Raw genomic sequence first — 17,593 nt, forward strand, 5'->3', positions numbered from 1 at the left:
CGCTCGGAGCTCTCGGAGCGCTCGTGCGACTCGGTGCCACGTGCCTGCTCGGCGCGGCGCGGGCGCTCGGTGTCACGCGGGCGCTCGGAACCCTCGGTGCGGCGCGGACGCTCGGAGCCCTCGGTGCGGCGCGGGCGCTCGGAACCCTCGGTGCGGCGCGGGCGCTCGGAACCCTCGGTGCGGCGCGGACGCTCGGAACCCTCGGTGCGGCGCGGACGCTCGGTGTCGCGCGGACGCTCGGACCGCTCGGCGCGAGGCGGGCGCTCGGCGTCGCGCGGACGCTCGGCGTTGCGCGGGCGCTCGGTGTCGCGCGGGCGCTCGGTGTCGCGCGGACGCTCGGACCGCTCGCTGCGTGGGGGGCGCTCGGAACGCTCCGGGCGCTCGGTGCGGCGCGCGTCTTCGGAGCGCCGGGGGCGCTCGGTGGACACGGGCTTCTTCCCGGACCCTTCGGCGGAGAACTTCTTCGGGGCCGGCCGGGAGACCGGGCGGGACTTGCGTTTGATTGCCATGGCGGAATGGGCCTTTGCATTCCCCAGGCCGGGTTGACAAGCCCGGAAAGCAAAACCGGGTGTCCGATGGACTCGAGTCCACCGGTCCACCCGGACGGGCCGCCGTCTCCCCGGAGGGGCGCGGAACCCCTCGTTTCAGAGGGGAGTGGAGCCCCCGCCCGGTGCTCCGGGCGAGGGATGGGGGTTCACGTTGCTACTTGCGGCGACGACGGCGGGCCAGCCCGGCCACCAGCAGGCCCAGGGCGGGAATCAGGGTCGCCGTGGGGCTCGCGGCGCAACCGCCGCCCCCAGGACCCGTGCCGTCATTCGTCGCGTCCGTGGTGTCCGGCGGGGTCGCGGGCAGGCCCGGGCGATCCTCCACCGGCGTGTCCGTGCCGGGGTCCGTCGGCTCCGGGTCCGCGGGCGTCTCACCCGTGTCCCCCGAGGCGGCCGTCACCTGCACCACGGCGGTGGCCGTCTGCAGCTGCGTGCCCTGCGTGGCCGTGGCCGTCACCGTGTAGTTGCCCGCCTTCGCGTAGGTGTGCGTCACCGACTCGCCCTCGGCCGTGCCGCCGTCGCCGAAGTCCCACGTCACCTTCGCGCCCGCCACGGGCGGGGTGGCGCGGAAGAGCGCCTGGTGCGGGGCCACGCCGCGCTCGCCCTCCACCGTGACGGTCAGCGTGCCCGCGGGCGGCTGCTCCAGCGGGGGCAGGTCCTTCCTCAGCGTGAAGCTGTCCAGCACCTTGCCGTCCGTCTTGATGAGGTTCGCGGTGAGGGTGCCGTCGACGACATTCACGTCGAGGAAGCCGTGGGCCTGGTCGTCGCGGATGAGGCTCCAGTCCGGCCGGGACGTGGCGAAGGGACGCAGGGACGCGCCGCCGCCGCCCACCACGAGGTAGGGGATGCCCTTGCCCGCGGCCGCCACGGCGTCGCCCTGCATCGGCTTGCTGCGCTCGTAGTTGTGGTCATGCCCGGTGAGCACCAGGTCCACGCCGTACTTCTCGAAGATGGGCGCGAAGTTGCGGCGCATCGCGAGCTGCGAGCCGTGCTCGCCGCTGGACCAGGGCGGGTGGTGGAAGAACACAATCTTCCAGGGCTGCGTGGTGGCGGCCAGGTCCTTCTCCAGCCACGCCTTTTGCGCGGCCAGCGCGCAGCGGTCCGCCGACGCCAGGCCGATGGCGCAGTTGGAGTCGAGCGCCACGAAGTGCACATGACCCCAGTCGAACGAGTAGTAGCGCTCGCTGTTCGCCGGGTTGTTGGACGGCAGGTAGAGGTTGTCCAGGTACGGCTGCCCCTGGTTCGTCACGTACTCGTGGTTGCCGAGCGACGCGAAGAGGGGCACCTCGGCCAGCAGGTCCGCCATCGGCGTGAAGAGGTTGCTCTGGATTTCGGACTCGGTGCCGGACGAGTAGGCGTTGTCGCCCAGCGCCACGAACAGCTCCGGCTTCGTCTTGAGCATGGCCGAGGCCACCAGCTTCTGGTCCGTGCCGCCGGTGCCGAAGTCACCCACCGCGGTGAAGTGCACGTTGCGGGTGCCGGGCACGGGCGCGGTGCGGAAGTGCTTCGCCGGCGTCGTCTTGCCGCAGGCGTCCACCACGTAGGTGTACTCGGTGGCGGGCTTCAGCCCCGTCAGCACCACCGCGTGGATGCGCCCCTTGTCCACCGAGGGGACCGTCTGGTCGGCCGCTCCCACGCCATACCGCACGGCGGGCGAGCAGTCGGCCGCGAGGCGGAAGGCCACCGTGGCGGTGTCCGGTCCCACCTTCTGGAGGAACGGGTCGCGAGGCAGCACGCCCGCGCAGGCGACGCCTGTCACGAGCATCAGCGCCGCCACCAGGGGCGCGAAGGTGATGGTGGAAGTCCGGTGCATGAGGCCTCCTCCCGAACCAACTCGGGGCGGAAGCCCAACCGTTCATTCACCAACCTTCATCCACTCATCGTTGTGTGACGGGCAGGCGGCGGAGCGAGCCCTGTTGCGTCCGCCGCCTCTCCGGACGGGCGCTACTTCTTCACGTCGTAGGAGACGAGCTCCTCGGTGCGCTCGCCTTCCTCACGAATCTTCCCCACGCCGGGCGCGAGCCAGTAGGTGCGCTCCTTGCCCTCCTTCACCTCTCCCGCGTCGTTGAGCTTGTCGCGCTGGACCTTGATGACGTTGGTGAAGGTGCCTGCCTTCGTCTGGAGCGTCAGGCCCTTCTCCACCACGCGCCAGCTGTACGTCGGGTCGCTGTCCTCCTTCGTCCCGTCGCCCAGCACCGTCTGCTCCTGCACCGCGCTCTGGTAGGACCAGGGCAGGGACTCGGGCGCGCGGGCCACGGACTTCACCGTGGCCGGCGACCAGATGGTGGCGCGAATCTGCGCGCCGTCCTTGTGGTCCTCCTCGCGCAGGCGCACCACCAGGCCGTTGGTCAGCTCGAGCTGCCACGAGTACTCCTCGTAGACCATCCCGCTCTGCGTGCGGTCCTGCCGGCTGTGCACCAGCACCGCCGTCATCTTCCCCTGCGTGTCCGGCACCTCGCGCGGGCCCAGCACCGTCACCGTCTTCTTGAACTCGCCCTGCACGGGGTCCTTGATGTCGTAGACCCACGAGGAGCCCGTCGTCAGGGGCCACAGCGAGGTCGACTCCGCGGGCGTTTCGTCCGGATTGTTGTCATCCGGGTTCACCACGTCACCGGGCAGGTCGATGCTGCCGTCCGGGTTGCCGATGGGGGGATTCTGCGAGTCGTCCCCCGGTCCCGGAGGCAGGCTGCTCCCGCCACCACACGCCACCAGCACCCAGCCCGCCGCGAGCGCGGCCATCCACCTGCGCGTCATACCATGTCCTCCCGTGCCCCCTTCGGGCTCACCGTCGTCCACCGCAGCCCCCTCAACGGCGTCCCCTCGGTGCGGCCCATCGCCGCCGCGAGAGAGCCCGGCTCCGGCTCCTCCACTTCCAGCTCCACGCGCCGCCCGTCGAAGTCGAGCGCGCAGCTCTTCACCAGCACGTTCCGCTCGCGCAGCGCCCGCCGCAGCGTGGCCTCCGCGCCCACGAGGTCATCGGCCTGCGCGGACAGCAGCAGTCGCTGCTTCGGCGCGCTCTTCTCCTCGCGGTTGAACAAGTCCAAAACCCACAGCAGCCCGGCCACGAACAGCGTGCCCATGCCCGCCAGCCCCAGGCTGCCGTGGCCGCACGCCATGCCCAGGCCAATCATCAGGAAGAGGATGGCCGCGTCGCGCGGGTCCTTCAGCCCCGAGCGGAAGCGCACGAAGCCGCCCAGGCCCACGAGGCCGAAGGCCTTGGCCACGCTGTCGCCAATGACGGCGGTAATCACCGCCGCCGCGGCGCACAGCAGCACCTGCGCCTGAATCATCTCCGCCTTGGGCAGCGGGCGCTTCATCAGCAGCCGCCAGGGCCGCAGCGACAGCAGCGCGCCGATGAGCGTCGCCGCCAGCATGCGGGGGAACATGGCCCCCGCGTGAATCGAGCCCAGCTCCGACTTCGCGCCTTCGAGCAACGACGAGAACGGGTCCATGTGCCTCTAGCCCTGGGCTTCCGCGCGCACCGAGATGTCCGCCTCGGGGCGCGTCGTACGGGTGGGCGCGGTCGCGAGGGTGCGCGCGGTGGCGATGACGGCGTACGCGTTGCGCAGCACCGGCAGCCGGCCGGGATTCGCCTCCAGCACGCGGTCGATGAGCGCGCGGGCATGCGGCCCGAGCGGCAGTCCCTTCAGAGACGACAGCACCGTGGAGGGCCAGCGGTTCGCGTACGTCACCCGCAGCTTCCACGCGCGCGGGTCGTCCAGCCCGTCCACCGAGTCCAGCGCTTCCTTCGTCAGCGGCGCGCCCCTCTCGCGCAGCGCCCAGGCCTCGTCCGTGGTGAGGCCGGTGAGCGAGCGCAGCACCAGCTTCAGCGCCTTGTCCGCCAGCGCCTCGCGCAGGCCGCGCGCCACCGGCGTGTCCAGGCCGTGGGTGCTGCGCAGCACCGCCAGCCGGTCATGCGGCAGCAGCACCTCGCGCAGCGCATCCGCGCGCGCCGTGGTGAGCCCGCCCAGGCTGCGCGCGACTTCCGCGTACAGCTTGCGCTGCATGCCCGCCTCGCGCACCACCCAGGACTCGTCGCCGTCCACGCCGGAGAGTCCGGAGAGCACGTCCGCCAGCCGGCCGTCCTTCATGCCGCGCTCGCGCAGGGCCCAGGCCTGGGGTGAGCTGTCCCGCTTGAGGCCGGACAGGACCTCCGTCGGCGCCTGCGCATACAGGCGCTCGCGCAGCATCAACGCCCGCGCGCCCGTCAGGCCGCCCAGGCTGGAGGCCACCTCCGCGGGCGCCGCCGATGCCAGCACCTCGCGCAGCGTCCAGGCCGGCTCGTCGTCCAGCCCGCCCAGGCCGCGCGCGGTGAGGGTGGGGAAGCGCTCCGTATAGGCCAGCCGCCGCTGGTGCGCGGGCAGGCCGGGCATGCCGCCCACCATCCACGCCGCCAGCGCGGGCTCGCGCACCTCCACCGAGTCCAGCGCGTGGAGGAAGCGCTCCTCCAGGTTCTCCACCGTCGTCGGGCCCGGGGGCAGGGCGGCCGGCGCGGGGACGATGCGCTGCACCGGCATCTCCCGCCCCTCCAGCCGCGCCACCACCGCGTCCACCAGTCGCTGCTCCAGCACGCGCAGCGGCACGTCGTTGTTCTCCAGGATGAGCCAGCGCTGCGGGTCCTTGCGCGCCAGGTCCAGGAAGGACTCGCGCACCCGCACCGCGAGGCCCGCGCCGGCCAGCCCCTTGCGGCTGTCGCCGTCCGACACGCGCGCGCTCTGCACCTTGCCCAGGCGCTTGCGCCAGCGCGCCAGGTCCGGGTCCACGTCCACCAGGATGACCAGGTCCGGCCACAGGCCCTGCGAGGCCAGCTCGCACGCCGGCATCAGCTCGGCCATGGGCAGTCCGCGCCCGCCGCCGCTCAGCGCCAGCTGCGAGTACAGGTAGCGGTCGGTGATGCACACCTCGCCCCGACGCAGCGCGGGCGAAATCACCTCTTCCAGTTGCTGCGCATCCCTTGCCAGGTTGAGGAAGAACTCGGTGCGTGGAGACATCTCCAGGAGCCGTGAGTCACGCGTCAGCTCCCTCACGCGGCGCGCGGCGGGGGCCTGCAATTCGCCCCCTTCCCGCGCATGTGCAACCCGGTAGCCCAGTTTCTTGAGCCGCGCGGCCAGCAGGTTGGACAGTGTGGTCTTCCCGCTGCCGTCAATACCCTCGAAGTCGATGAACACGGTGCCCTATCCCCCTACGACCCCATCCGTGGCGAAGGCGTAGACCCTCGCCATCCCTTCCGCGAACTTGCTGTAGGCCGGCGCTCCGCCCCGATTGAGCGACGCCAGCCACTCGGGCAACTCACACCCGAGGTGCTTCACTTCCACCACCACCCGACCATCCATCGACTGGGGTGGACCCAACCGCTCCGCCGTCAGCGACAGCTGCGACAGCGCCAGCTCCGGCGAAATCGAGTGGAAGGCGATGTCCCGGTCCACCGTCACCCGCCACTCCTGCGTGGCCTGGTACACGTGACGCTTGTACGTGACGGCCAGCACCGGCACGAGGCTGCCTCCCGCGATGAGCGGCAGCAGGCCGGCACCGCCGCGCAGCACGCGGCCCAGGTCCGTGCGCGGCACCCACACCCGGCGCTTCTGCGTCAGGCCGTGCCGCTCGCGCTTCACCTCCAGCACCACCCGCTGCTGGCCACCCGCGCCCAGGTCCGGCGAGTACTCCTTGGTGCGGACCTTGAGGCAGTCGTCCGGCGTGCGCAGCGCGCGCTCCGCCAGCGGGCAGCCCGGCCGGTCGAAGTAGACGGAGACGATGCGCGTGGGCGGAGGCAGGTGCCCCCCCAGTTCGCGCGACAGGCGCCCGCAGAAAGCCGGTGCCGCTGACTCCCCCAGCACGAGCTTGAACTCACGCCGGAGCCTGGTGACTTCACCTTCAGCAAACGAGAGCATGGTGTCTTGTCTCTCCGCGCTCAGAAACGGGTGGCGAGCTGCAGCGAGTACTCGAGCGCGGCGGCCTCGTCCCCTGGACGCAGCGCGCGCTCCGCCTGGAACATCGCCTTGAAGCGGTCTCCCAACAGGACATTGAGCCCGCCCACCAGCGAGTGGCCCTTGCCCTCCACGTCGCCGCGAAGCTGGAGCGCCTCGAAGCCCGCGACGGGCTGGAGCGCCCACTCGTCGCCGCCCACGGGCAGCGTGTAGTGCGCCAGGAGCAGCTGCGCGGTGAAGGGGCCCAGCGGCAGCCGGCCCGTGACGACCTCACCGGTGAGGGCCAGCGCGCCCAGGCTCAGCTCCGCGTCCGCGGCCACCGCGTGCTTGCGCACGACTTCCAGCGCCTCCGCGACGTAGGTGCTCACGCCCACGGTGAGCGCCTTGAACGGGCGGATGCTCAGCCGCGCGGCGACGTCCTCCTTCATGCGCACGCCCGCTTCGTCCTTGGCGCCCTCGAAGAAGCCCGCGGACAGCTTGAGGCCCCACGCGTCCTTCAGGCGCATCTCGCCCATGAGGCCCAGCCGGCGTCCGCCGAGCTGGTGTACCTCGGTGAGGTAGTCCTCCACGAGCCCGCGGCTCACCACGGGCAGATCCCACGAAGATTCCAGCGAGCGCTGGAGGAAGGGCGACTTGAACTGGCCGCCGTACAGACGGAAGCGCTTCGAGTCGTCCGCGAGGCGCACGAAGGCGTCCTTCAGAATCGACTTGTCCGCGAGGTCCGCCGTCACCTCCGCCTCGAGGTTGGACAGCGACGTGCTGACGCCCACTCGCGCGGAAGGGATGCTCAGCGTGCGCTGGTACTTCTGGCGCTCGTCCGCGCTGGCCCTCGCGTACACGCGGCCGAAGACGCGCAGGTTCTGCTTGTCCTCGGCGGCCGTGTCGTCCACGGCGTCGGGGTTCTCACCCAGCGACTCGTCCTGCGGCTCGCCGGGCTTCGCCTTCTTCTTCTTCTTGCCCTGCTTCTCCGACACCGGCTCGGACTTGCCCGGCACCGGGCCCACGGGTGACACCTGCTCCTCGGGCCTCCCCTGCGCTGGCACGGCTTCCGCCAGTGCCCCCTCCATCACCTCGCCCGAGTCGTCACCCGTGGGCCCCTCCGTGGCCGCACCCGCCGGCTCACCGCCCCCCGTCCCCTCCACGCCATCCACCACACCGCCTGAGAGCGTGTCTTCCTCGGCATCCGTGCTGGAAGCCACTTCCTCCGGGGCAGTCGCTCCCGCGCTTGCAAGCGCGGGCATGCCCAGGAGGACTGCGGCGAGTAGGCCCCGCCTCGCCCGTTCATCGAACCGCCACCCGCCCATGTCCCTCGCCTCCCCGCCGCAGTCGGAAGGCTTCCTGTGCAACACCGGTGCCCGCCCGTGGGACGTCGGGTGGCGGACGGATGAGAGCCAGATGAGAGCGGGATGAGCGCGCGATGCGTCCAGTAGCGTGCGTCACGAGGCGTTCACCTGCCCGTGACTGGGAACGAAAGTTCCCACGCCCCAGGCAGGCGGCCCTGTACGAATGCCCGTCCGTTGGAAGGAGTTACTGGGTGGACGACGGATCCGTCGGCGGGGTGGGGGACCCGCTGCTGGACTCCGGTGCGGCGACAGGCTCGGCCCGCGGCTCCGAAGTCGGCGGCACGGTGACCACGGCCGATGCGGCGGGGGCCGCGGGGGGGGCGGTGCTCACGGGCGGCGGACTGGCCGCGGATCCGCTGGCGCCCTCGGGCCTCGCCGTCGACGCGCGGATGCGATGCAGCACTTCGCGCATGCCGAGCACCAGCGCCGTCACGGCCGCCACGCTGATCAACCCCCAGCCCAGGCCGCGCGGCAGGGGTGGATCCGTCACCGTGAATTGGGCGGTGAGCACCTTCAGGTGCGTGTTCCGGTAGCGGACCTCCAGCTCCCACAGGCCGGTCTCATCCGGCGTGAGCTCGGTGTGCCAGTTGACCCCCTGTCGGGTCAGGGTCCGCGTCACCTGGGCGGGGGCGCCGGGCTGCTGGAAGGTGAGGGTGATGGGGCCGTCGAACTCGGCGCCCTGGAAGTTGCCCACATGGAGCGACAGCGTGACGGGCTCGCCCGCCCGGGGGAGGGCGGGGTACAGGGTGCCCTGGAGCCGCTCCTCGGCATCCGCCCAGCGCAGCTCCAGCAGGTCTCCCCGGCGCTCCACGCGGATCTGATCGTTAGAGGGCGCGGCGGCCGCCATGCCGGCCAGCACCAGGCAGGCAACCAGTGCCCACCTTGATTTCCTTGAGACCTGCCTTTGCCATGGAGGCGGCGGTCCTCTAGTATGCGGTGCCCTGACGCATTCCACCTGAGCTGCTCCCTGCGGCCAGAGTCCCGGGATGAACCCTCAATCATTCGGGAAATACCAGCTTCTGAAGAAGCTCGCCACGGGCGGCATGGCCGAAGTCTGGCTTGCCCGCCAGATGGGCATCGAGGGGTTCCAAAAGAACCTCGTGGTGAAGCGCATCCTTCCGCACCTCGCGGAGGACCGTGAGTTCGTGGAGATGTTCCGGAACGAGGCGCTGATCGCGGCGCGCTTCAACCACCCGAACATCGCCCAGGTCTACGAGTTCGGCGAGGCCAACGGCACCTACTACATCGCCATGGAGTTCATCCACGGCGAGGACCTGGGCCGGGTGATGCGCAAGGCGGCGGGCTCCGGGCAGTGGGTGGCCCGGCCGCTGGCCATCCGCATCGTCGCCGCCGCGTGCGAGGGCCTGCACTACGCCCACAGCCGCACGGACGACGCAGGCCGGCCGCTGCGCGTGGTGCACCGCGACATCTCGCCGCAGAACATCCTCATCAGCTTCGACGGCTCGGTGAAGCTGGTGGACTTCGGCATCGCCAAGGCGGCCGACCAGGCGTCGCTGACGAAGTCCGGCGCCATCAAGGGCAAGTTCGCGTACATGGCCCCGGAGCAGGCCTCCGGCAAGCCGCTGGACGGGCGCGCGGACATCTTCGCCATCGGCCTGGTCCTCTACGAATTGCTCACCGGCGTGCGGCCCCTCAAGCGGGACTCCGAGCTGGCGACGCTGCAGGCCGCCATGGAGTGCGCCATCAACGCGCCCTCGCAGGTGGCGGACGTGCCGGAGGAGATGGACCCGGTGGTGATGCGGGCCATCGCCAAGAACGCGGACGACCGCTACCGGGACGCGCGCCAGTTCCAGATGGCGCTGGAGGAAATCCTCGTCGGGCAGCGCTGGGTGGCCGGCTCGGTGCAGATCTCCGAGCTGATGGAGACGCTCTTCGCGGACCGGCTGGCCGACGAGAAGGCCCAGGGCCAGGTCGTCCCGGTGGGCGAGGACTCCAACAACTCCGGCACGCCGCAGCCGCCCCCGCCGCCCCAGGAGAAGGGCCGGAGCCGCTCTTCGCCCGCGGCGGACATGAGCTGGGAGGCGCCCCCGGGAGAGGCCTCCCACCCGGTGCGCCCGCGCGCTTCCTCGGCCCGCGCCTCGGTGCCGCCCCCGCCGCGCCGTGCCTCGGCCGTCGCCCCGGCGGTGGAGCCGGAGGACCCGGGCGAGTGGGAGGCGCCGTCGGGCACGGACGAGCATCCGCAGCGCCGGCCGTCCGAAGGGGTGCGCCGCCAGTCCAACCCCAACGCCACGCAGGTGGCGCGCACCAACTCCCGCGCGGACCTGCGCCGGACGCCCACGGGCGAGCAGCCGCTGCCGCCGCGCCGCTCCAGCACCCGCGCCCCCGCGCTGGCGGACGAGGACGTGGAGACGCTGCCGCCGCCGCCTCCGTCCCGGTCGCGCGCCAACATTCCGCAGGTGGAGGAGCGCGGCCGCGAGGACGAAGAGGAGGACGACGAGCGCACGCTCCTGCCGCCTCCGCCAGAGCCCGTCGCGCCGCCGCGCCGCCGCAGCACCGGCATGCAGTCCGCCGTGGAGCCGCCGCGCCGTCGCACCAACAGTCGCGTGGACAGCCGCGCGGAGATGCCGGAGCCGCCGCCGCCCCGCCGCTCCTCGGGCGCCTCCGCGGCGGTGCGCCGTGAGGAAGACGACGCGGTGGACCGCGCCCTCGCGGATTCCGCCCAGCGCACGCGCCGCACCATGGCCACGCGCAACGTGGCCACGGTGGGCTTCATCGTGGGCCTGCTGATTGTCATCGCCATCTTCCACAAGCCCATCCTCTCGGTGCTCAACGGCACGGCGCAGGACGGGCAGGGCGTGCACGTCACCGTCAACACCAACGAGCGGGTGAAGGTGTCGGTGAAGCACACGCCCAAGTGCCACAGCGACCAGCCGGTGACGGAGCTGGGCTACACGCCGCTGACGCTGGCGCAGGGCGCGCACCTGCAGGACACGCTCATCCTGGAGAACGAGCAGCAGGGCATCTACCGCGAGGACAGCGAAGCGCTGGCCTTCGGCGAGCCCGGCCAGCCCAAGGTCGTCACGTACGAGTTCAAGCGCGGCCACCTCCAGCTCACGCTGAAGCCCGAAGGCATGCGCGGCATCACCGTGCGGCGCAACGGCCAGGACGTGGGCAGCTACTCGGGGAGCAAGGGCCTGAAGATGGAGCTGATGGAGGGCCGCCACAAGCTGGAGCTCAACGGCGGCCCCCTCAAGGAGCCCTTCTTCTTCGAGGTCGACATCAAGCCCGGCGTCATCAACAAGGAGACGCAGGACCTCAGCGCCTTCGTGGGCTAGTAACGCGTCAGCGAGGCGTCAGTAGCGGGGCAGGGTGGGGTCCACCTGCCGCGAGTACAGGTCGATGCCGCCCTTGAGCGACACGGCCTCCAGTCCTTTCGACAGCAGATACGCCGTGCCATCCAGGCTGCGCACGCCGTGGTGGCAGTAGACGACGACGGGGCGTCCGCGCAGGGCCTCCAGCTCGTCGGCGCGCTCGTCCAACTCTGGCAGCGGAATGAGCACCGAGTCCGGGAGCGCCACCCACGCGTGCTCGTCCGGGAAGCGCACGTCCAGCAGCGCGGGCCGGGACTCGGGAGGCCCGGCGAGCAGCTCGGCGAGGCGGGTGGGGAGGATTTCGGGGATGGGCATCTCGGGCCTCAAGCGGCGGTGGGGGCGGAGCAGAACTGCTCGTAGTCGATGAGCTCCACCTTCGCGCCCGGCGCGCACACCGGACACTTCGGGTCCTTGCGCAGCTTCAACTCCTGGAAGCGGGTGCCCAGCGCGTCGAAGGTGACGAGCCGGCCCGTGAGGGGCTCGCCCCTGCCGAGGATGAGCTTGAGGGCCTCGTTGGCCTGGAGCAGGCCGATGATGCCGGGCAGCACGCCCAGCACGCCGGCCTCCGCGCATGACGGGGCCAGCTCCGGCGGCGGCGGGGCGGGGTAGAGGCAGCGGTAGCAGGGGCCCTGGCCGGGGACGAAGGACGTCACCTGGCCCTCGAAGCGGAAGATGGAGCCGTGGATGTTGGGCTTGCCCCGCATCACGCACGCATCGTTGAGGAGGTAGCGGGTGGGGAAGTTGTCCCCACCGTCCAGCACCAGGTCGAAGCCCTCGAGCACGCGCAGCACGTTCTCCGAGGTGAGCCGCTCCTGGAAGGGCACCACCTTCACGTCCGGGTTGAGCGCCTCGATGGCCGCGCGGGCGCTGACGACTTTGGGCTGGCCCTGGAACTCGCGGGTGTGGATGACCTGGCGCTGGAGGTTGCTCAGGTCCACCACGTCCGAGTCGACGATGCCCAGCGTGCCCACGCCGGCCGCGGCGAGGTACAGCGCCGCGGGCGAGCCCAGCCCTCCGGCCCCCAGCAGCAGCACCCGGGCCTGGAGCAGCTTCGCCTGTCCCTCCTCGCCCACCTCGGGGAGGATGAGGTGGCGGCGGTAGCGCTCCTTCTGCTCGGCGGTGAGGACGAAGGGCTTCTCCACCGGGTGGGCCGCGTCGCTCCAGCGGTTGTAGCCGCCCGCCATGGACGCCACGCGCGTGTAGCCCAGCTCCTTCAGCGTCTTCGCGGCCAGCGCGGAGCGGGTGCCTCCCGCGCAGTAGACGACGACGTCCTCGTCCCGGCGGGCCCGGTCTTCAATCCGCAGCTCCAGGTAGCCCCGGGGGATGTGCAGGGCGCCGGGCAGCCGGCCGCCCGCGTACTCGTCCGCCTCCCGTACGTCCACGAGCCTCACGGGGGCCCGGGCGTCCAGCAGGCGCTTCACCTCGTCCACGGAGACCTCGCGGATCTCCTGCTTCACTCCGGCCAGCAGCTCTTGGAAGGTGGGAGCCATGACGCCGGGTATAACCCGCCGTCCCCGGCCCGTCCGTCCAGATGTGGGCCCTCGGGCGAACGGACGGCCGGCCCCATGGATTTTCCCGGCCCGGGCGTTATAAGTCGCGTCATAGGAGAGCAACCGACATGGAAAGCACCACGACGACTTCCGCCCCCGGCACCGCGACGGCCCCCCAGGCCACCCCGGGCGTGGCCGTGCGCCTGACGGAGGCCGCCATCAATCAGGTGAAGGCGGTCATCAAGGCCCAGGGCTTCGAGGGCTACTTCTTCTCCATCCGCGTCGTCCCCGCCGGCTGCAGCGGCCTGGGTTACGACTTGAACCTGGTCAAGGAGACCAAGGCCGGCGACGCCGTGTGGGAGCAGGACGGCGTGAAGATCGCCTCCGACGCGATGAGCAGCCAGTACCTCGAGGGCACGGAGATCGACTACGTCTCCGCCATCACCGGCTCGGGCTTCAAGTTCAACAACCCGAACGCGAAGTCCTCCTGCGGCTGCGGCACGTCGTTCACGACCTGAGCTGAGCGGCGCGGTGGTTCGCAGGTGGCGCCCGTCTTGAGACGGGCGCTCCAGACCGGGGTGGGGCGGGTTGCCCTCCCCGGCCGTGTCAAATCCCTTCGCTCGCGGGCCTTCAGGCCCCGGCGAGGGGCTTCATCACCTTCAGCCAGTTCTGGTTCTCCTTCTGGCGCGCCAGGCGCTGGGTGCGGCGGGCCTCCGCTTCGCGGAAGGCCTCGCGCTCGGCGTCCGTCGCCATCAGCACCGGCGGCACCTGCACCCGGCCTCCGTCCTTGTCGATGGCCACGAAGGTGAGCAGCGCGCTGGTGGTGAGGAAGCGCTCCCCGGTGAGCGGGTTCTCCGCGTGCACCGTCACCCCCACCTCCATGGACGTGCGGAAGGCGGCCAGCACCCGCGCGTGCAGCAGCGCCACCCAGCCCACCTTGATGGGGGCGTGGAAGTGCAGGTCATTCATGGACGCGGTGACCACCACCTGCCGGCAGTGACGCTGTGCCGCCACCGCGCCGCAGATGTCGATCCACTCCATCACCTTCCCACCGAAGGCGGCGTTCAGGTTGTTGGCGTCCGGAGGGAGGATGAGCTGGGTCATCACCACCTCCGTGTCTTTCGGGTTCTTCGGGCTCAGGTCGGGCATTTCACACCTTCGGTTCTGGGACGCGGCGCCTGGGGACAGGGTCGATGTCGTCCCGTGAATGGCTCAGGGGTTTAACGCGCGCAAGCGCGGAGAACCCGGCTGAGATTCGGGGGCTCGTCCCAATCAGGCGTGCGCTTCAGGCCAGGAAGGTGGAGACGCGGTCGAGGAACTCCTCGCGTCCCTTCCCGCGGCGGATGTCCTGGGAGGACACGTCCATCACGAGGCAGTCCACGCCGTACTTCTCCTGCAGCACCAGGGGGAAGCTCGCGTAGTAGCCGTTGAGGCCGCGCAGGAACTGGTGGCGGATGCCCTTCTCCTCCTCGCGGCCGCGGGTGCGGATGCGCTGCAGGAGCACGTCCACGCTGCCCACTTCGAAGCAGATGACCTTGTCGGGCTGGATGATGTGGCGCGACAGGCGCTGGAAGTACTCGTAGTACAGGTCCAGCTCCGCGTTCGTCATGTGCCCCAGGCCGTGCAGGTACTTGGCGAAGATCTCCGGGTCCTCGTACAGCGTGCGGTCCTGCACGCAGCTGCGCTTGTACGAGTGGATGAGCTCGTGGTGCTCCACGCGGCGGATGAGGAACTCGAGCTGGAGCGTGAAGGACCAGCGCGACATGTCCGCGTAGTAGTCACGCAGGAAGCGGTTGTCGATGACGGGCTCGTCGAAGAGCTGGTAGCCGAAGCTCTGGCAGATGAGCTTGGCGGCCGTCGTCTTGCCCGCGCCGATGTTGCCCGCGAGCGCCACGAAGCGCCGGGCCCGGGGCACCTTCACCCGGAGGGTGTTGCGGGGGCGGGAGGCGGTTTCGGCTTCGTCCCCTGCGGGGGCGGCCGGTGCGGCGGACGGGCGCTGGCGCGAGGTGGTGCGGGGCATGGAACCTGGGCTTAACCCGGCTTCGTGGAGGCGTCCATTCGCTGCCTCAGCAGGTCCGGCCGGTCGGTCATGATGCCGCCGACCCCTTCCTGTAGCAGCTGCTCCATCTCCGTCGCGTCATCCACCGTCCAGACGTTGACCCACTTGCCGCGGGCGGCGCACTCGCGGAGGAAGGCCGGGTCCACCAGCCGGATGTCCCCGAAGTACAGGGGCATGTCGAGAACGGTGAAGCGCGGGTCCTCCGGAGGCGTCTCCCCGCCGCGCAGGGCGATGACGAAGGCGGCCAGCGCGTCGCGCGGGTAGAAGTGGCAGGCGTCCGGCAGTCGCGCGGCGAGCCGCTCTCCCACCACGTCCTGCTCGCTGCCCATGCACACCCGCTCCAGGGCGCCTTCTTCCTTCAAGAGCCCGGCGAAGACGTCCTCGATGCCGGGCACGTCCGGTTTGAGCTCGATGTTGAGGCGCAGTGCGGGGAAGGCGCGCAGCACCTCGCGCAGGGTGGGGATGCGGACGCCCTGGCCCCGGAAGGAGAAGGTGCGGCCCTCGTCCGGGCTGAAGTGGAAGCCCGCGTCCAGCCGCTTCAGCTCCGCCAGGGTGAGGGCGGCCAGCGGCCCGGTGCCGTCGGTGCAGCGCTCCAGGGTGGCGTCATGGGCCACCACCACCTCGCCGTCGCGGGTGAGGTGCACGTCCAGTTCCAGCATGTCCGTGCGGTAGCGCTCCACCGCCTGGCGGAAGGCCTCCAGCGTGTTCTCCGGAGCCAGCGCCGCGCCGCCGCGGTGGGAGATGTGCAGCGTGGGCCGCAGGCCCCGGAGGAAGGGGAGAAGGGGAGGGGACATGCTGCCATTGTAGCGGCGGCGACAAAAAACGAAGGCCGCAGCCCCCAGAAGGGAGGCTGCGGCCCGGTACTTCAGACGTCGTCCGCGACTAGCGCTTGGTGCCCGGGGTGGGCAGCGCGATCTCGAAGTCGGCCTTGTTGTTGTTCGTGTCCAGCACGGCGCCGGACACGTCGGGGTTCACCTTGCGCTGGAAGGACACGTCGTTGGTGTTGTTCTCGAAGAGGTCGGTCGGGGTGCCCTCGGCGAAGGAGAGCTCCTTGTCACCCGCGCCCGTCGCGATGGTCCCGGTGAAGGCAGTGGGGGCGGCGGCATCCTTGGAGGCCTCGTACCAGAGCGCGTCCGTCAGCACGCCGGTGGGGTAGTAGAGCAGGCCGACCGAGTCGTCCGCGCCGTTCTGGATGATGTCCGTGAGCGGGTTGGTGATGGTGACGCGCAGGGTGCCCGCGGGCAGCGCGCTCGTCACGGTGGCGGGGCCGAGGACGAGCACCGCGCCGGGGGCGAGCGTGTCGGTGGCGGTGGTGCCATCCGTCACGGAGGACAGCTCGAAGCGGCGGTACTCCTGGCGGTTGGCGGCGGGCGCGGTGGGCGGGTTGCCGCTGGGGGTCGCGTTGACGAGGACCACCACCATGTTGCCCACGTGCACGGCCGCGTCGGAGTTGTTGATGAGCTCGATGAACTCCTTGTCATCCACGGCGCCAGTCGTCGCCGCGACGTTGTCACCCTCCACCTCGTTGATGAGCAGTCCGGTGGGCGCCGTGTCGCTGGAACCCCAGAAGATGGTCGTCGCCGCGGTGGTGCTCACGGGAGCCCCGTTGGTGCCGCTCAGGCCCGCCGCCGTCACGGTGTAGCGGGTGCCCTCGACCTGGGCCGCGGTGGTGAGCTTCACCTTGTTGCCCGTGACTTCCACCGCACTGACGGCGAGGTCCGGGGTGATGGTGAAGTCAGTGGCCGCCACGGTGGCCGCGTCCACGTTCACGTTGAAGAGCACCTCCGCCGAGGTCGGGCTCAGCGAGCGCCCGCCCGACACAGTGACGGGGCAGGCCAGGATGAGGTCGCTGGCGCGGAACGGGGAGATCTGCGCCGTGGTGCCGAAGCGGCCGTAGGGCACGGCCACCGCGGTGAAGTTGCACTGCTGGGCGATGCCGGAGGCCGTCACCACGGTGTTGGGGATGCGCAGGATGAAGCTGCTCGACGGCGTGGGCGAGCCCGCGGTGGTGAAGGTGAAGGTGGTGAAGCTGCTGCCCGAGGCGGTGGCGGGGCCGGCCACCGTGCCGCGCACCTGCACGAGGTCCGACTCGTAGGCCGCGAGCGCCGCGGTGCTCTTCACGTCCGTGCGGCCGCTGATGTCCACGGTGAGGCCCGGGGTGCCGGCGTCCACCAGGTTCTGCACGGGGGCGCCCTGGCTCACGCGGGTGAGGCCGGTGATGGCGCTCGCCTGGTTGAGGCCGTTGAAGAGGGTCTTCTCCGTCACGTTGAAGGAGATCTTGTCACCCACCGCGAGCGCGGGCGTCTGGGCGGCGGCGTCCAGCTTCACGAAGAAGGAGGGGCCCGGCGCGGTCGCCTGCACGTAGAAGCCCGTCGGCGTGGAGCCGAACGCGGGCGCGATGTACGTGACGAACACGTTGGTGATGGGCAGCGGCGGGTTCACCGGGGTCGCGGTGCCGCTGGTGTTCGCGGTCGCCGCGATGAACGCCGTGATCTGCGTGTTCTCGGGGCTGGTCAGGTCCGCGGGGATGTCCGTCGTCGTCGGGCCGGCATCCGTGCCCGCGTCGGTGCCGGCATCCGTTCCGGCGTCGACCGGGGTCGGAGTCACGCAGACATTGTCCGTGCAGACCTGGCCGGTGGCGCAGTCGACCTGGGTGTCACACTCGTTGTCGTCACGGCCAGAGCAGGCCACCGCGGCGAGCGCGGTGAGACCAGCCACCAGCACCAACCGCCCATTGCGAAATACCATTGGGTCATGCCTCCAGGATGCGTTAGGTGGTCCCGCTCTTACACCGCAGCCCGGGGGGGCGTCCAATCGCGGATCCATGTGGAAACGGATGGAAACGGAGCCGTCACAATCCCTTGAATTCCCTCTCGGAGAAGCCCCGCGTTCCCGCACGC

Annotated in this window: 15 protein-coding genes; 2 read left to right on the plus strand and 13 right to left on the minus strand. The window is 70.9% G+C overall.

The window, feature by feature from the left end:
* Nucleotides 1–702: 702 nt before the first annotated feature.
* The 7 genes from G4D86_RS26615 to G4D86_RS26645 form a co-directional block, all read right to left on the minus strand.
* Nucleotides 703–2,358 (minus strand): metallophosphoesterase, encoded by a 1,656-nt coding sequence (locus G4D86_RS26615; RefSeq protein ID WP_163996848.1) that lies wholly within the window; start codon nucleotides 2,356–2,358, stop codon nucleotides 703–705.
* Between the two features lie 131 nt (nucleotides 2,359–2,489).
* Nucleotides 2,490–3,299, minus strand: coding sequence for a hypothetical protein (locus G4D86_RS26620; RefSeq protein ID WP_163996849.1), 810 nt, complete (start codon nucleotides 3,297–3,299; stop codon nucleotides 2,490–2,492).
* Nucleotides 3,296–3,997: a DUF4956 domain-containing protein gene (locus G4D86_RS26625; RefSeq protein ID WP_163996850.1), complete on the minus strand. Its 702-nt coding sequence runs from the start codon at nucleotides 3,995–3,997 to the stop codon at nucleotides 3,296–3,298. Before G4D86_RS26625 ends, G4D86_RS26620 begins: the two co-directional genes overlap by 4 nt.
* 6 nt (nucleotides 3,998–4,003) lie before the next feature.
* Nucleotides 4,004–5,713, minus strand: coding sequence for a dTMP kinase (gene tmk, locus G4D86_RS26630; RefSeq protein WP_163996851.1), 1,710 nt, complete (start codon nucleotides 5,711–5,713; stop codon nucleotides 4,004–4,006).
* A 6-nt stretch (nucleotides 5,714–5,719) separates the two neighbouring features.
* Complete coding sequence (locus tag G4D86_RS26635; protein ID WP_163996852.1) at nucleotides 5,720–6,433, minus strand: VTC domain-containing protein; 714 nt, start codon at nucleotides 6,431–6,433, stop codon at nucleotides 5,720–5,722.
* A 20-nt stretch (nucleotides 6,434–6,453) separates the two neighbouring features.
* Nucleotides 6,454–7,773 carry an ICP22 family protein gene (locus tag G4D86_RS26640; RefSeq protein WP_163996853.1) on the minus strand — a complete coding sequence of 440 codons (1,320 nt, stop codon included), beginning with the start codon at nucleotides 7,771–7,773 and terminating at the stop codon, nucleotides 6,454–6,456.
* Nucleotides 7,774–7,996: 223 nt separating this feature from the next.
* Nucleotides 7,997–8,659 (minus strand): hypothetical protein, encoded by a 663-nt coding sequence (locus G4D86_RS26645; RefSeq protein WP_240360488.1) that lies wholly within the window; start codon nucleotides 8,657–8,659, stop codon nucleotides 7,997–7,999.
* Nucleotides 8,660–8,798: 139 nt separating this feature from the next.
* On the opposite strand from G4D86_RS26645, the gene G4D86_RS26650 reads away from it, so the two are divergent.
* Complete coding sequence (locus G4D86_RS26650) at nucleotides 8,799–11,108, plus strand: serine/threonine protein kinase (RefSeq protein WP_163996854.1); 2,310 nt, start codon at nucleotides 8,799–8,801, stop codon at nucleotides 11,106–11,108.
* Nucleotides 11,109–11,126: 18 nt separating this feature from the next.
* On the opposite strand, the gene G4D86_RS26655 is transcribed toward G4D86_RS26650, so the two are convergent.
* On the minus strand, nucleotides 11,127–11,459 hold the full coding sequence (locus G4D86_RS26655; RefSeq protein ID WP_163996855.1) for a rhodanese-like domain-containing protein: 333 nt from the start codon (nucleotides 11,457–11,459) through the stop codon (nucleotides 11,127–11,129).
* Between the two features lie 8 nt (nucleotides 11,460–11,467).
* The gene (gene moeB / locus G4D86_RS26660) at nucleotides 11,468–12,634 is read right to left on the minus strand and encodes a molybdopterin-synthase adenylyltransferase MoeB (RefSeq protein WP_163996856.1); all 1,167 of its coding nucleotides are present in this window, start codon (nucleotides 12,632–12,634) and stop codon (nucleotides 11,468–11,470) included.
* Between the two features lie 128 nt (nucleotides 12,635–12,762).
* Between moeB and G4D86_RS26665 the strand changes: the two genes are divergently transcribed.
* Nucleotides 12,763–13,152 (plus strand): HesB/IscA family protein, encoded by a 390-nt coding sequence (locus G4D86_RS26665; protein ID WP_163996857.1) that lies wholly within the window; start codon nucleotides 12,763–12,765, stop codon nucleotides 13,150–13,152.
* A gap of 112 nt (nucleotides 13,153–13,264) precedes the next feature.
* Here G4D86_RS26665 and G4D86_RS26670 read toward each other — a convergent pair whose 3' ends face one another.
* The 4 genes from G4D86_RS26670 to G4D86_RS26685 all read right to left on the minus strand — a co-directional run bounded on the left by G4D86_RS26670 (nucleotide 13,265) and on the right by G4D86_RS26685 (nucleotide 17,441).
* Nucleotides 13,265–13,783 (minus strand): acyl-CoA thioesterase, encoded by a 519-nt coding sequence (locus tag G4D86_RS26670; RefSeq protein ID WP_163996858.1) that lies wholly within the window; start codon nucleotides 13,781–13,783, stop codon nucleotides 13,265–13,267.
* Between the two features lie 136 nt (nucleotides 13,784–13,919).
* Complete coding sequence (locus G4D86_RS26675; protein ID WP_163996859.1) at nucleotides 13,920–14,654, minus strand: deoxynucleoside kinase; 735 nt, start codon at nucleotides 14,652–14,654, stop codon at nucleotides 13,920–13,922.
* Nucleotides 14,655–14,665: 11 nt separating this feature from the next.
* Nucleotides 14,666–15,487 (minus strand): glycerophosphodiester phosphodiesterase family protein, encoded by an 822-nt coding sequence (locus G4D86_RS26680; RefSeq protein WP_163996860.1) that lies wholly within the window; start codon nucleotides 15,485–15,487, stop codon nucleotides 14,666–14,668.
* Nucleotides 15,488–15,575: 88 nt separating this feature from the next.
* Nucleotides 15,576–17,441, minus strand: coding sequence for a hypothetical protein (locus G4D86_RS26685; RefSeq protein WP_163996861.1), 1,866 nt, complete (start codon nucleotides 17,439–17,441; stop codon nucleotides 15,576–15,578).
* Between the last annotated feature and the right edge of the window lie 152 nt (nucleotides 17,442–17,593).

The organism is Pyxidicoccus caerfyrddinensis, from assembly GCF_010894405.1.
Lineage (GTDB): Bacteria > Myxococcota > Myxococcia > Myxococcales > Myxococcaceae > Myxococcus > Myxococcus caerfyrddinensis.

Excerpts from the sequence above, each read along its gene's own strand:
- G4D86_RS26625 (WP_163996850.1), bottom strand. The coding sequence starts at position 3,997 with ATGGACCCGTTCTCGTCGTTGCTCGAAGGCGCGAAGTCGGAGCTGGGC.
- G4D86_RS26675 (WP_163996859.1), bottom strand. The coding sequence starts at position 14,654 with ATGCCCCGCACCACCTCGCGCCAGCGCCCGTCCGCCGCACCGGCCGCC.
- G4D86_RS26655 (WP_163996855.1), bottom strand. The coding sequence starts at position 11,459 with ATGCCCATCCCCGAAATCCTCCCCACCCGCCTCGCCGAGCTGCTCGCC.
- G4D86_RS26665 (WP_163996857.1), top strand. The coding sequence starts at position 12,763 with ATGGAAAGCACCACGACGACTTCCGCCCCCGGCACCGCGACGGCCCCC.
- G4D86_RS26645 (WP_240360488.1), bottom strand. The coding sequence starts at position 8,659 with ATGGCGGCCGCCGCGCCCTCTAACGATCAGATCCGCGTGGAGCGCCGG.
- moeB (WP_163996856.1), bottom strand. The coding sequence starts at position 12,634 with ATGGCTCCCACCTTCCAAGAGCTGCTGGCCGGAGTGAAGCAGGAGATC.
- G4D86_RS26615 (WP_163996848.1), bottom strand. The coding sequence starts at position 2,358 with ATGCACCGGACTTCCACCATCACCTTCGCGCCCCTGGTGGCGGCGCTG.
- G4D86_RS26680 (WP_163996860.1), bottom strand. The coding sequence starts at position 15,487 with ATGTCCCCTCCCCTTCTCCCCTTCCTCCGGGGCCTGCGGCCCACGCTG.
- G4D86_RS26670 (WP_163996858.1), bottom strand. The coding sequence starts at position 13,783 with ATGCCCGACCTGAGCCCGAAGAACCCGAAAGACACGGAGGTGGTGATG.
- G4D86_RS26640 (WP_163996853.1), bottom strand. The coding sequence starts at position 7,773 with ATGGGCGGGTGGCGGTTCGATGAACGGGCGAGGCGGGGCCTACTCGCC.
- G4D86_RS26685 (WP_163996861.1), bottom strand. The coding sequence starts at position 17,441 with ATGGTATTTCGCAATGGGCGGTTGGTGCTGGTGGCTGGTCTCACCGCG.
- G4D86_RS26635 (WP_163996852.1), bottom strand. The coding sequence starts at position 6,433 with ATGCTCTCGTTTGCTGAAGGTGAAGTCACCAGGCTCCGGCGTGAGTTC.
- G4D86_RS26620 (WP_163996849.1), bottom strand. The coding sequence starts at position 3,299 with ATGACGCGCAGGTGGATGGCCGCGCTCGCGGCGGGCTGGGTGCTGGTG.
- G4D86_RS26650 (WP_163996854.1), top strand. The coding sequence starts at position 8,799 with ATGAACCCTCAATCATTCGGGAAATACCAGCTTCTGAAGAAGCTCGCC.